We start from the raw sequence: 12554 nt of genomic DNA, 5'->3' as shown, positions 1-12554 counted from the left end.
GGTCGTGTGAAGCGGTGGCCTAGAGGAATGGGTAAGTGCTGGTAGATCCGGTCAACATGAGCGTGAATCCGAAGAACATCCAGATCCCGGGTGATCCCTCGCCCGCCTGCTGGGTCCACCGCCGCCACCCGTACGCGGCGCCCGCCACTGTCACGATGACCGCGCCGGCGACGAGCGCAATCCAGCAGATCCACTCCACGTGCTGCCCGAGCGGTGCGCCCATGACCTGCGCGGTGGCCGTCATCGGACGGAGTCCTGCTCTTGCCCGCAGACGCGCACGGTGGAGTCGGTAGCCGGGAAGCGGGTCCATCCGTCGAGGTTGTCGACCTCCGCGGTGTGCGTTGTCGGCCCGTCGTGGTCCACTTCCAGGCGCCACTTGTCGTCCACCCAATGCACGACAAAGGAGCGGGCCGTGTAGCGCTCTGCGCTGCTCTGCGAGGCATAGTCGACGATCGCGTGCTGCGGATTCTGTTCACTCCACCCACGGACCCGGTATGCGACAACGTCGGTGACCGGCGTCGCCCACTGCGGGGCCGGACCGGCGCCGGGCGAATCAACGTCAGCAGCGTGCACGATCCGGTCGATGAGCGGCCCTCGATCGAGCATCTCGGGTGAGGCATCCGGCGAGGCAGTCGAGGCCACGCCGAGCACCTCGACGGCGGATGCGGCGCTGCGGGCGGCGGCGTTGATCAGATTGAGCCCTGCCAGAGCAGCTCCGCGAGCAGTCTCAGAGATCCCGCGGGGCGGACCGACCTGACCGACGACCGGCGGGCCGTCGGTCGTCGACATCGGCACGGTGGTGCCCGCCACCCGCGCCCACACCAGTGTTCCGTCGCGAAGCTGCGGGTCACTGTCGTCCAGGTCAGCGCATTCCCCTTGCGGGATGCTCATATCGGATCGTGGCGCCGTGAACACCAGTCGACCGAGATCGTCGATCGTCGGTGTGACTGCACGGTCGGCGTCCGCGACATCGACAACGGACATGGTGTCCTGTGTGGTGGGCGGCTGCGTTGACGGCTCCTCTGCTCGGGGCGCGCAGCCGGTGAGGACCAGGATCGCCGCCGCCGAGGCGCCAGCCCAGAACTTCGGGGACCGCGTCGGTCCACCGCCGAGATCGAGAACAATCGGGTTCATCACTGGGGTTGCCTTTCTGTGGGTTGGTCGCCGAATCGGCGGACGTACATTTCTTCGCCGGCCCAGTTGGACAGCGGCTGGATGGAGACGACATCACCCGATTGCGGGGCGTTGAGGAGCATGTCCCGGCCGTCTGTGACGCCGTGGTAGATGCCGACGTGGTGGGTGCTGCCACCGGACCCGAAATAGATCAGGTCACCGGGTTGCTTCTGGTCGAACGGAATGTCCTGCCCGCGAGCGTCGTAGAGCTGGCCGGGGTTGGAGTGGTCTCCGGTGAAGTGCGGCAGACTGATCGCACCCCCGGATGCCTGGTAGACGGCGTAGAGGGTCAGGCCGGAGCAGTCGAAGCCGATCTTGCCCGTGTCCCCGTGGGCGTCGGCCGCACCGCCGCCGTCGCTGATCCCGCGGGTGGGGCCATTCACGTCACCGCCGCCCCATGCGTATTCGGTGCCGAGCCAGCGGGACGCGGCCTCGATGACCTTCTGCCCGAATGGGCCCGGTGCGAGGGGGCCGTGCTCGCCGCCTGCGGGTGGGCACGGATCGGGCAAGATGCCTCCCGCTGCGACGGCCGTGGCCCGACCGGCGGAGGAGATCTGTGACAGTTCGTCGGTGGTGAGTTCCTTGCTTGCACCTTTGAACTCGCTGTACATGGCGTGCGCGGCGTCTTCCCACGGGGCGTATGCCTCCGGGTGCGCCGAGGCCTGCACGGTCTGAGCGGCGAGGGTGACCGGCATCGACTCCCACCCGGAGACCTGCAGAAGGGCCTGGTAGAACTTCACGTTCGCGGTGACCGGGTTCATCAACTCTTCGACCGTTCCCCAGATCCCGACCTGTTGCTGGTACTGGTTGACGGACTTGTTGTCGCTGCCGACGCCGTCGTGCGGGTAGTTCAGGGATTCGGATACCACGGAGCTGGCGAGCATCCGGAACGTCGACTCGCGGCCGATCGTGGCGAGGGCGACGGTGATGCCGCGCTCGGAGACACCCATTGCTTCCCCGATCGCGATGGCCTGCTTGGCGATCGCGAGTTGGCGGGCGTTGTAGACGGCGAGCCCCGGGGCCGTGGAGGTGCCGGGCGAGGTCGGCGCCCCACCGTCTCCCTCCCCCGTCTGGGGTGTCTGGCCGGGTTCGATGCCCTGGTCCACCCAGGGAGCCGGGTCGACGGCGGTGCCGACACCGTCCGGGAGGCGGCCCCCGTCCCAGACCTCGAAGTGCAGGTGCGCGCCGGTGGTGTCGCCGGCGTTGCCGATACGGCCGATCTCTTGTCCGGCGGACACCCGGTCACCGGCCTTGACCAGCACACCGTCGTCGAACATGTGCCCGTAGACGGTCGAAACCACCTTCCCGTCGATCTGATGGTCGACGATGATCCAGTTCCCGAATCCGGAGGCGGGTCCGGCCGCGATGATCCGGCCGTCGGTGAACGCGTAGATGGGAGTGCCGACCTCGCCGGCGAAGTCGATGCCCCGGTGCTCGGTGCCCCATCGCGGCCCGAATCTCGAGGTCAGTGTGGTGGTGCCGGATTTGGTCGGTTTGACCAGTGATCCGGCAGGAGCTGTGCCGCCGCCGGGCGTGACCGGGGCCGGGCACTCGTTGCCGCTGTCGGAGGCGACGACGACCACCAGCAGTACGAGTCCCAAGACGGCGGCCACGGCGGCGGCGACCAGCTTCTTGATGTCCACGGCCGGGTTCAGTCCCGCCCGGCGTGGCCCGGGATCCGGGACGACAGGTCGGCGATCATCTCCGACGCCGCGGCCAGCGCCGCATCCCGTTCGCGCAGTTCGCGTTCGAGGTCGCGGCGCGGGGATCGGGGTCCGTCGGGGTGCGCTTCGACCCAGTTGCGCAGCGTGTTCGGGTGCACGCCGGTGGCTTCGGCGACGAGCTGGATCGCCCGCCAGCGGGAGGAGACCTCGTTCTGGAGGAGGGCGACACTTTTGACGGCGGCGGTCCTCAGTTCCGGGGAGACGTCCCGGTAGCGGCGTTGCGGGATCACGCGGCGTCCTCCTCACGGGCGGCGGTGTCGGTGTAGCGGGCGTTGGTGTTGTGGACTCCGGATTCGATCTCGGAGCGGGTGAAGATCACGTGCACCGGGATTCCGGGGGCGCGCGGGTCGTCACCGGTCTTGATCAGCACGTTTCCGGTTCCCGGCGGGGGCGGGGCGGGCTGGTCTTCCCGAGGCTGCTCGCCGGTCATCGGCGGCGGGGACGACCACTTGGTGACCATGTCGGCTTCGGTGTCGGTGAAGGTGACCACGCCGTCGAGGCGGTCGATTTCCTTCTCTGGGATCGGGCCGATGATCTTCACCCGGGCGCGCTCGAGGAATCCGACCGCGCGGGAGGTGGTGGCGCCGTCGGCGGCGGTCTCGAGGTCCGCCATCGAGTGGGTGATCATCCACAGCCCGGTGGCGATCTGCCGGTTCAGGCGGGTGAGGGCATCGATCCGGTCAACCATGAAGGGGCCCAGTCCGAGCACATCCCAGATTTCGTCCATCACCGCTTCGAAGAACCGCTGCGGAGCCAGGCCCGCGTCGGTCAGGGCGTTCGCTGCGTCGATCAGGGCGAATCCGTCCGACCAGCACACCAGCATCACCGCAGCTCGCAGCTTCTTGTCCCCATTGGGGATGTGGGAGACGTCGAAGCCGATCGCCGGGTGATCGAGGCTGAGTGGGTGGGTGGTCTGTCCGTTGAAGATCCGCCCGAACCGGCTCTTGGGATTGACGAAGGCGCGCAGGGATCGGCGCAGCGGCCGCACCGCCTCGCGGTAGTCCTCGATGGTGTCGACTCCGGCGTCTTCGAGGAGCTGGGGGTGGCCCTCGATGATCAGGCCGAGCATGTCCTCGAGCAGCGGCGGCTCGTCGGGGGTGAAGCCCTTCTCGTCGAACAGGATCGCGATGGCCGAGCCGACGATCGACTCTTCCCAGTCCTCGAGCGCTTGTCCGCGCCGTAACTCGATCAGGGCGCTCACAGTTTCGGTCTGGCGGCCCCGCAGTTCCTCGAGCCAACGCAGCTGCAGATCGGGGAACGCGGCCAGTCGCGGGATGATCGACCCGAGCACACCGCCGGCCAGTGGGTTGATGTGTCCGAAGGCGTAGCCGACATCGACGACCGCGTCTTTACCGGCGACTTCCTCGACGATCTTGCGGTAGTCGGGTTTCTTGTCGGCGAGGAATAGCGCGGTCACCCCTTGTGCCATCGCGCCGAGAATCACTTTGCGGACGAATGAGGACTTGCCGTAGCCGTTGAGGCCCAGGACAAACGCGACCGGGGCGGTGATGAAGCCGCGGCGGAACCAGTTGAGCAGCCCGAACGAGACCGGGGCGTGGGTGACCAGGTGGCTGCCGATCACCGGCCCGACCGCGGGGGCACCTGCGCCGACGGACCACGGCCAGAACGCGCCGGCGGCGTGCACACTCGTCGAGCGCAGTTCGGGTTGCTTGCCGACCGATGCGGCGCGGCCGCCGCCGGCACCGCGGTGGCCCCGATCGCTCAGCTTCGGGCCACCCGCGGTGGTGGCGAGCTCGGTGCGCTCGCGGGCGCTCGCGTTGCGGCGACGGTTGTCGTCGGTGCGGATCTTGAACTTCGCCCAGCCGCCGCCGATTCCACCGGCGTAGACACGGGTCTGATACTTGGCCCGCTGTTCGGGCGTCATGATCTCGAACATCAGTGTGCCGTCCTTCTTCTAGGCGGTCAGCGCCGACGGCATCGACGCGTGGTCGGGCAGCAGCACACCGATGCCGAGGGAGGCGGCGAATGCCGCGTCCTGGAACCGGTAGCAGCGGCGAATGTTGAGCTGGCACTGCACAGCCAGGTCGTTGACCAGGGCATCGATTCGGGGCATGTCGGCCTCGATCGGTTCGGTGACGGTGATCAGCAGCCCGATGCGGGTGGCGCCGTGTCCGCGGGCGAGTTCGTCGCGGGACCGTTCGGCGAGTTCGACGTCGATCTGGGCGGCGGCCGAGCTGATGCCCCGGTTGCGGTTCTGAGCGGCGACGATCGCGTTGCGGTAGTCGTCGTCGATGATCTTGACCGCGTCCGCGGCCCGGTGTGGGCGGTAGACGATTGCGACGCGCTTGCGGGGAAGGTCCGGGTGCGGGGCGATCAGACGTCGCAGCGTTGATTCGTCGACGGCGCTCTTCGGGCCCGCGCTCATCAGCCAGGTCACGGACCGGCCGCCGTCGTGCCAGTACTCTTCCCACTTGTTCTCGTGCGAGATGGGACCGGCGTTGTCCCAGGTGATCCCGTGGTCGTCGCCGGTGGCTTCGGCCCGTTCGATCGTCAGCTGCGATGCCGGGTCGAACGAGCGGCGCACCACCCCGGTGATCTCGGCGGCGGTCATCGGGCGCACCGCGACACCGGAGGCCTCGATGGCGGCGCGGATGCCGGGCAGACGGCGCCCGATCTCGACGGCCTGCGCACCGGGGTCCTTCTTGCGTTCGTCGGTGGTCGCGGCGAAGGTGATCGCCACGCGGGCCGCGAGTTGCACTTCGTCGCGGTGGAACTCGGTCGCGCCTTCGAACACCACGGCCTTCGCCAGCGCCGGGGCGTCGACGCGGGTGATGGCCCGGGCCTGGGTGAGCAGGGCGTTGCCGGTCTCGGGGACGGTGTCGAGGACCGGGACGATTCCCTCGATGTCGCTGGTCAGGCCCGCCGAGGCCAGGACGATTCCCCACTCACCGACCCACTGGTTGACCAGCCCTCGGTCGACGGCCTCGTCGCCCTGCGGCCAGGCGCGCATCACGATCGTGTACTGGTTCGTCTTCGGCATGTGGATCATGCCGAACCGGTAGCCGGCGCTGTCTTCGCCCTCGTACATCTTCGTTGGGGCCAGGACACCGGGAAGCTGCGATTTCCCGCCGGGCATCTCGGAGAACAAGCCGCCGCGGTAGATGTTCTCCTTACGTCGGAGTGCGCCGAAGAATTGCATTGCCAGAAGGGACCTTTCGTATCCGGTGAGGCCGTGACGTTTGAGGACCATGGGGACGACGGCCAGCAGGAGGATCCCGCCGGTGATCGCGCCGACTTTGAGGCCCCAGCGCATGAGTACGAGCAGCGAGATGATCAACGTGCCGAGGATGAACCAGGTCACTGGCCCGGACAGGCCCATGACGCCTTCATTTCGAGGTGCCCGGCCTCCGAGATAGACCTGCGGTTCGCTGTTCGTTCGGGTCGCGCTCACCGACGATCACCACCGGTGGGCGGCAGCAAGGTCGGTGCGTGGTCAACGTCGCACGAGCCGGGATCGGCGGCGCGGAAAGCCTCTACCGGCGGCAACACGCCAGCTCGGTAGAGCTCGCACACGTCGGCGGTCTTCCCGAACTGGATTCGCGCAATCTCACTGGTCATCGGTATCTCCTGGTCATCGCGGGATGTTGTGGCGGCTGGTGGGGTGGGCGTAGTTGTCACCGGCGAGGTCACCGGCGGCGCTGTCGACGGACCTGCTACCGCGGCCTCCTCCGGCTCCGACCCATTTGCTGGCCTTCGCGCCGCTGCCCTTCTTCGGGCCGCTGCCGGCATTCGCCCCGTTGCCGCGGGGCCCGCCTTGGCGGGGTCCGGGTGTGGGCGGGGTGCCTCGGCTTCCGCTGTTGTTTCCGCGGCTGCCGCTGCCGTTCCCCGGGTTTCCGCCGCCTCCGACGAGACCGGGTGTGCCGCTTCCGCCGCCGCCGCCGGAGAATCCGCCTCCGGGCGGGACTGCCTTGCCGCCGGCGAGCTTGCCGGCGAGAGCTTTGCCGCCGGTCAGCAGGGCGGCACCGGCGAGAAGTGCCCCGGCGGTGGCCTTTGCTCCGGAGCCGCCGCTGCCGACCGCCGAGATCGCGGGGGTGATGATCCGCATCAGCGCGGGAAGGACGAGCGCCGTGGCGGCGAGCAGCACGATTCCGATCAGCGAGTACTGGAACTGCTGGAGAGTCGGGGTCTGACCTTCGGGGACGGCGAGCGCGGAGGATTGGGTGGTCAAGAACGCCATCGCGTACGCAAACGATGCGACCGGTTTGAACAGGCAGAACGCGATCACCCAGGCGAGGAGTTTGTCGTAGGACTGGGAGCCGGTCTTGGTTCCGCTCGCCGCGGCCGCGACGGGCAGGGCGGCGACGGCGACGATGAGGAATCCTTGCCGGATCGGCATCATGAACGCTTGTGCGAGCGCGCCGAACGCGCCGAAGAATCCGATGATCAGCATCAGTCCCGGCGCCATGCCGGAGTAGGCGTTGAGGACCATCATCGACTGCACGGTCCCGGCGGGGTCGTTGTTCGAGGTCGCGTTGACGATCTCGATCGCGAACGCATCACCGGCGCGGGTCGCGAGCGCGACAATCACTGACATCGTCGCTGCGGTGACGACCACCCGGAACAGGGTCCGGAAGGTCTCTTCGGCCTGCTCGACCATCAGTTGCCGCCGGGCCGCGGCCAGCCGCAGTGACATGAATCCGATCGAGATGATCAGAAGGAACGACTGGATCCAGAGCGTGTATTCGTTGATTTGGGCGAGGGGTCCGAACGATTCGAGGTCGGCGTTGGGAATCTTGATCCACCAGGTGATTGCCATGATCATCGCCTGCGACATGCCGTCGATGATCGAGGTGACAATGTGCCCGAACTGCGAATCCCACTGCTCCTGAAGCTGTTCGCTCGCGAAGTCCTTGACCGCGCCGACGGGGTTGCCGTTGTTGTCGCAGAGACTGCCCGACAAGTTGCCGACGACGTCGCCGGTGCTGGGCAGGCCCGGGACGTTGACTCCGCCGAAACCGGGAATCAGCTGGCCGAGCCCCTGGCCGGCGACTTCCACGCCCTGGCACACCACCGACCGGTCCTCACCGGGCTTGGGTTCGGTGTCCTGCGCGGCCGCGGTGGTCGCGGCCCCGAGCACGATCGCGAGAACAACCGCCAGGGCAGTGACGATGCGGGTCAGTTGGCGGCCCATTGGGTCCACCCCCCGAGGTTGCTGACCTCTTTCTGCCCGCCGTAGAGATCCGCGGTGAGCTTGATCTGCCAGTCCCCGTCGCGCCACAGCAGTTCCGCAGACTTCGAGACCCATCCGGTGCGGCTCTCCTTGAGCATCGCGTACTCCACCACCGCGTAGTCCGGGCGCTGCGGGTCCCACTGGGTGACCCGGTAGGCATCGACACGGAAGTACGGCAACAGGGCCCGCTCGTCGCCTCGACCGGACGCGATCGCATCGGTGGCCCGGCGCAGGAAATCCTGGCGCAGCTGCTCGAGCGGGTCGCTGTCGGGGACGACCCGGTCGGCGTAGAACTCGGCGGCACCGGCCATGGTGGCGCCGCCGCGGGTGTAGAGCTGAATACCGGCCAGTGCCGCACCGCGGGGGGTCTGGGCGAATCCGGTGGCCATGCGGCCTTCGATGCCGGTGGGTCCGTCGGTGGTGGAGAACGGCAGCGGGAAGTTGCGGATCTGCTGCCACTGCAGACCACCCGGGGCGCCGGTGATGTCGCTGGCAGGCTTGCGGGAGTAGGTGTCCTGATCGAGGGCGACACCATCGGGATTCGGTGGGACCTCGACGCGGCGGCCGAGCTCGTCGGTGAACGGAAGCCCCCAGTCGGCGCGTTCGGTCTGCGGAGCAAGGGTGACCGGCGCCTGGCCCTCGGCGGTGTCGTTGTCGTCGCGGGAAGCGAAGTACGCGACGCCACCGCCGGCGACGACGACGAACACGAACACGACCGCGAGCCAGAACGTGAAGCCCAGGCCGTGCTTCGAGGTGGCGGACGTGCGCCCCCGCCGCCCCGACCGCGGCCGCTGATCGGCGGAGCTGTCGGGTTTCTGGTCAGTGCTTTCGGTGTCTTCAGTGGTCACGGGGTGCCCTCCTGGTCGCTGCACGCGGCGGCGGGCGCGGCGAGAGCCACCTCACGGCCGGTGTCGTAGGTGGCGGTCTGCGGGTCGTAGACGTGGACGCGGGATGCGGAGTCGTCGGCGGCCGGGAGCTGGAGCTGCCAGTCCGTGCCGGTCCACACGACCGTGGTGTCGGTGATCGCGGCCGACTGGTCGCAGAACGAGGTGCGGATCGAGATGTCAGCGCGCTCATCGGTGTAGTCGGCGACGACATACCCACCCAGCGTCGGGGCTTCGGCAGGGTCGGCGGCAGCGGTGACACTGATCTGAGCGCGGCTGACGGCGAACGCGTCACGTTCGGGTCCCGGTGCGAGGCCCTCGTGAACGACGGCGGCCCACTGGTCGTCGCGGGCGACCGACATGCGCACGGTCTGATGAATCGCTGCCAGGGCGGCACCCTGCGGGGTGTGTGAGAACCCGGACACCGCCCCGTTGCCCGTGTTGCGAGTGGGGCCCTCGTCGGCGAACGGAAGCCAGATCGACTGGAAGCGGTCCCATTCGATCTGTGCGGGCGGGGTGGTCGGGTCAGGCGGCGCCGGGGTGGTGACCGAGTCGGTTGCGGTGGTCTCCTCAGTGGAACCGCAACCAGCGATCATCGGCGCCGCCGCGGCGGNNCGGCCAGTGCCGCTGCCGCCAGGCGGGTTGTGATCATCAGATGGTCCTTCCTTGTCAGAACGTCAGGAGAGCTGCGGCGATACCGCTGCCCGCCGAACACAGCACCGCGGCGACGAGCGTCATCCCGATTCGAGCGGCGGGTTCGGATTCGTACGGGTTCTGCTGCTTGTTCCAGGCGAACAGTCCGCCGTACCAGACGAGGCGAATGGTCAAGATCGCGAAGATGATCCACATCACGTAGCGGCCGAGCTGGAGCAGCGGCTCGGTCACCGCCTCCGAGGGGATCCACATCGCGACGACCGTCATGACACGACCGAGGCCATGATTCCGCCGGCGCTGGCCGCGATCACGCCGCCGACCAGGGCACCGGCGATGATCTTCGGCGACTCGAGCGAGCCACCGTTGAACTTCTCCCACCCGAACTTCCCGCCGCCGTAAACCAAGGCGAGAACGCCGGCGAACATCACCACCCACGACGCCCATCGGCCGAGTTCAAGCAGCTTCTCCGACTTCGGCGGCGGTTCCGGCGGGAGTTCGATCCCCTGTGCCAGCACGCTGATCGTGTCGAGTGTGCTCTGTAGCAGCATCATTCGAGTTGTCCTTTCCCTTGTTTTCCAGGCCCCGGTCAGGTGCCGGGGTTGAGCCTGGTGATGATCGAATTGCGGAGCGCCCCAGCGATCTCTGCGATTTCGCTGGGAACGGCCGTCGGGTCGTCTGCTGCGCGTTTCTTGTTCTCCGGTACCGGGTCGCGGTGCGACCAGACCGGAAGTTCTCTGCGGTCGCGGATCAGCGTGAAGTGCTCGATCCACTCGATCCGCCACGTGGTCGGGGCCAGGCCTCCGACGATCTTTCGGGTCTGGTCGATCTCCCTCGGGATCTTGCGGCCGGGCCGGTCTGCGATGGTGATCAGGCCGAGGAGCGTGCTGTTACCGGCCATGCCCGAAACGTGCTGGCGGATCAGGTCACCGGCCTTGTCCAGGGAATCGACGCGCTCGCGGGCGACGATCGCCACGAAGGGTGATTCCCCCTCGAACGGTGCCGGCCACTTCTGGCCGCACTCGCTCGCGAAGTCGAGGACATGACCGAGCGTGCTGATTCCCGCGCCGCCGTGGGCGCCGAGCAGCCACATCAGCGGTGCCGGGCTGCCCAGCCCGCGCGGTACCGGCCGATCCCAGATCTCCGCGACCCTGTTCGGGGTGCGGACGGGTATGCCCGAACCGCTTGTCTGCGGTTGTGACCAGCGGGAGAAGCTGCGTGCCGACATCATCACTGCCGACCCTCGGCGGATGCTGTCGCCCGTCGAATCCGGTCGTATGCGGTGACCGTGGCCGCGCGCAGCTCCCAACTCGCAATGGCCAACCCGGTGGCCAGGTGCGGGTCGTAGGGCACTTCCTCGACGCGCACCAGCCCAGCCAGATGGGCGATCAGTTCGGACGGGTCGACATCGGGCTCGGCGGAATTCTGGTGCGAGATGACCACGACGGTGCGCCCGAACACCCACTCGCCGACGGCGTTAGCGAGCAGGTCCAGGTAGCCGCGCAGCCGGTTGAACGCATCCGCCCGGGCCTGCACCACCAGTACGAACACCGCATCGGCGTCCTCGCGCAGCCGGACGCACTCGCGGCTGCCAAGCGCATCCGCGCCTAGGTCGTAGACCGCGGTGTCGACGTGAGAGCGCAGAAGGTCAGGCACCCGGTGTACTACCGCGTCGTCGAACCGGCTCTCGCCCCGGCCGATGATCCGAGCGCCGGCCGCCGACCGGGGCAGTTCCGTCACGATCGCGGCGGGCTCAGGGGTTTCGATGAGGGTGTCGATCGTGGTGGCCCGGTCCTCGGCGGCGGCGCGTGAGGCCAGGTCACCGCCGGTGACGGTCAGATCGACCACCGCCACCGAGGAGTTGGCGTCGTGGGTCGCCCATGCCCCGGCGATGCCGACCGCGGTCGTGGTGGCTCCCGCTCCCCCGCCTACGCCGGTGACCAGTACCAGCGGCGGAGCTGTTACCGGCGGCTGCGGCCACACCGGTGTGGCCGCAGCCTCGCGCTGCGGGTCCTGGTCTCGGGGTGCGGGTGCCGGGTGCTCGGCTGGCGCCGCAGTGTCCGGGGTCGCGGCCGGGCTGTCGGCCCCTCGCAGCGGCACCACCGCTGCCGGGGGCAGGTCCGTTTCGGGCTCCGGCTCCTGGCCCAGCCATTGCATCCATTCGGGTTCGGTGCTCATGATGCCTCTCCGATCGACGTGATCACGTGACGTCCATCGACCACTCGTGTGGTGATGGCTTGCTGGGTGTAGGCGACTTCTTCACCGCTCGGCTGGCGTTCGCGCAGCGTGACGAGGAATCGCTGCGGCTCGGCCGCGCGGATGGTCACGCAGTGCTCCGCGCCGGCGGGAATGTAGGTGTCGATGGCGCTCTGGAGCAGGTTGGCGGGCTCGACACCGACGGCGTCGGGGGCGACGACGGCGCGTGCCGCTTCTCCGGACCGCTGCACGTAGTAGGCGAAGTCGAACGCGAGGATCGCGGCGGGGCCGGAGTCGGTTCCACCGGGGCCATTGCCGATGATCACGCCGTCCACGGCTGCAGCCGGGTCGCACCACGGCCGCGGAGCCGCTGATGTCAGTGGAGCCATGGTCGGCTGCGCGGTCACGGCAGCAGCGGTAGGCGAGCTGTCCTGCCCACCACCGAGCGCCCACACGCCCAGGCCCGCCGCGACCGCGGCCGTCGCGGCAGCGGACCCGAGTCCGGCGACCGCGCGCGGCGAAATCCGGCGGCGCGTGCCCCCGGCCACCGAAGGTGCCGGTGCGGGCGCTGCCACCGGCGGGGCCGGGTCCACGGGCAGGACCGGGGTGGGCTCGGCGGGGCGCTCGACGGGCGAGGTCTCCGCCAGGGCGGCGACGGTAGGGGTGAAGGACGGATACCAGCGGGTCAGCTCACCAGCTGTGGGATCAGGCCTGCGGAAGTTGGTATCTGTCATC

Annotated in this window: 15 protein-coding genes; all 15 read right to left on the bottom strand. The window is 68.6% G+C overall.

What is annotated here, in order from left to right:
• Window positions 1-19: 19 nt before the first annotated feature.
• The 15 genes from ACNJ7E_RS26615 to ACNJ7E_RS26545 all read right to left on the bottom strand — a co-directional run bounded on the left by ACNJ7E_RS26615 (window position 20) and on the right by ACNJ7E_RS26545 (window position 12553).
• Window positions 20-244 (bottom strand): hypothetical protein, encoded by a 225-nt coding sequence (locus tag ACNJ7E_RS26615; RefSeq protein ID WP_418341349.1) that lies wholly within the window; start codon window positions 242-244, stop codon window positions 20-22.
• A complete protein-coding gene (locus ACNJ7E_RS26610) occupies window positions 241-1134 on the bottom strand; it encodes a DUF8175 domain-containg protein (RefSeq protein WP_418341348.1) in 894 nt (297 codons plus the stop codon). Before ACNJ7E_RS26610 ends, ACNJ7E_RS26615 begins: the two co-directional genes overlap by 4 nt.
• Window positions 1134-2816, bottom strand: a complete 1683-nt coding sequence (locus ACNJ7E_RS26605; protein WP_418341347.1) for a peptidoglycan DD-metalloendopeptidase family protein — start codon at window positions 2814-2816, stop codon at window positions 1134-1136. The genes ACNJ7E_RS26610 and ACNJ7E_RS26605 overlap by 1 nt, the downstream gene beginning before the upstream one ends.
• A gap of 8 nt (window positions 2817-2824) precedes the next feature.
• Window positions 2825-3127, bottom strand: coding sequence for a helix-turn-helix domain-containing protein (locus ACNJ7E_RS26600; RefSeq protein WP_185950159.1), 303 nt, complete (start codon window positions 3125-3127; stop codon window positions 2825-2827).
• Window positions 3124-4794 carry a hypothetical protein gene (locus ACNJ7E_RS26595; RefSeq protein WP_418341346.1) on the bottom strand — a complete coding sequence of 557 codons (1671 nt, stop codon included), beginning with the start codon at window positions 4792-4794 and terminating at the stop codon, window positions 3124-3126. The genes ACNJ7E_RS26600 and ACNJ7E_RS26595 overlap by 4 nt, the downstream gene beginning before the upstream one ends.
• A gap of 18 nt (window positions 4795-4812) precedes the next feature.
• Window positions 4813-6309, bottom strand: a complete 1497-nt coding sequence (locus ACNJ7E_RS26590) for an SCO6880 family protein (RefSeq protein WP_418341345.1) — start codon at window positions 6307-6309, stop codon at window positions 4813-4815.
• Entirely contained in the window at window positions 6306-6476 is a 171-nt protein-coding gene (locus tag ACNJ7E_RS26585) for a hypothetical protein (RefSeq protein ID WP_418341344.1), read from the bottom strand. Before ACNJ7E_RS26585 ends, ACNJ7E_RS26590 begins: the two co-directional genes overlap by 4 nt.
• Before the next feature lie 13 nt (window positions 6477-6489).
• Complete coding sequence (locus ACNJ7E_RS26580) at window positions 6490-8049, bottom strand: hypothetical protein (RefSeq protein WP_418341343.1); 1560 nt, start codon at window positions 8047-8049, stop codon at window positions 6490-6492.
• Complete coding sequence (locus tag ACNJ7E_RS26575) at window positions 8034-8936, bottom strand: DUF8175 domain-containg protein (protein ID WP_418341342.1); 903 nt, start codon at window positions 8934-8936, stop codon at window positions 8034-8036. Before ACNJ7E_RS26575 ends, ACNJ7E_RS26580 begins: the two co-directional genes overlap by 16 nt.
• A complete protein-coding gene (locus ACNJ7E_RS26570; protein WP_418341341.1) occupies window positions 8933-9568 on the bottom strand; it encodes a DUF8175 domain-containg protein in 636 nt (211 codons plus the stop codon). Before ACNJ7E_RS26570 ends, ACNJ7E_RS26575 begins: the two co-directional genes overlap by 4 nt.
• Window positions 9569-9641: 73 nt before the next feature.
• Window positions 9642-9893: a hypothetical protein gene (locus ACNJ7E_RS26565; RefSeq protein ID WP_005561380.1), complete on the bottom strand. Its 252-nt coding sequence runs from the start codon at window positions 9891-9893 to the stop codon at window positions 9642-9644.
• The gene (locus ACNJ7E_RS26560) at window positions 9890-10177 is read right to left on the bottom strand and encodes a hypothetical protein (RefSeq protein WP_012691833.1); all 288 of its coding nucleotides are present in this window, start codon (window positions 10175-10177) and stop codon (window positions 9890-9892) included. The genes ACNJ7E_RS26565 and ACNJ7E_RS26560 overlap by 4 nt, the downstream gene beginning before the upstream one ends.
• Window positions 10178-10212: 35 nt before the next feature.
• Window positions 10213-10854, bottom strand: coding sequence for a DUF6668 family protein (locus ACNJ7E_RS26555; protein ID WP_418341378.1), 642 nt, complete (start codon window positions 10852-10854; stop codon window positions 10213-10215).
• Window positions 10854-11801 (bottom strand): MinD/ParA family ATP-binding protein, encoded by a 948-nt coding sequence (locus ACNJ7E_RS26550; RefSeq protein ID WP_418341340.1) that lies wholly within the window; start codon window positions 11799-11801, stop codon window positions 10854-10856. The genes ACNJ7E_RS26555 and ACNJ7E_RS26550 overlap by 1 nt, the downstream gene beginning before the upstream one ends.
• Window positions 11798-12553, bottom strand: a complete 756-nt coding sequence (locus ACNJ7E_RS26545; RefSeq protein ID WP_418341339.1) for a DUF8176 domain-containing protein — start codon at window positions 12551-12553, stop codon at window positions 11798-11800. Before ACNJ7E_RS26545 ends, ACNJ7E_RS26550 begins: the two co-directional genes overlap by 4 nt.
• Window position 12554: the final 1 nt, after the last annotated feature.

This window comes from Rhodococcus mengyinensis, from assembly GCF_048381435.1.
Lineage (GTDB): Bacteria > Actinomycetota > Actinomycetes > Mycobacteriales > Mycobacteriaceae > Rhodococcus_F > Rhodococcus_F opacus_D.
Note: the sequence above shows the minus strand (reverse complement) of the source record. Positions and strands in the feature narration are given on the sequence as shown.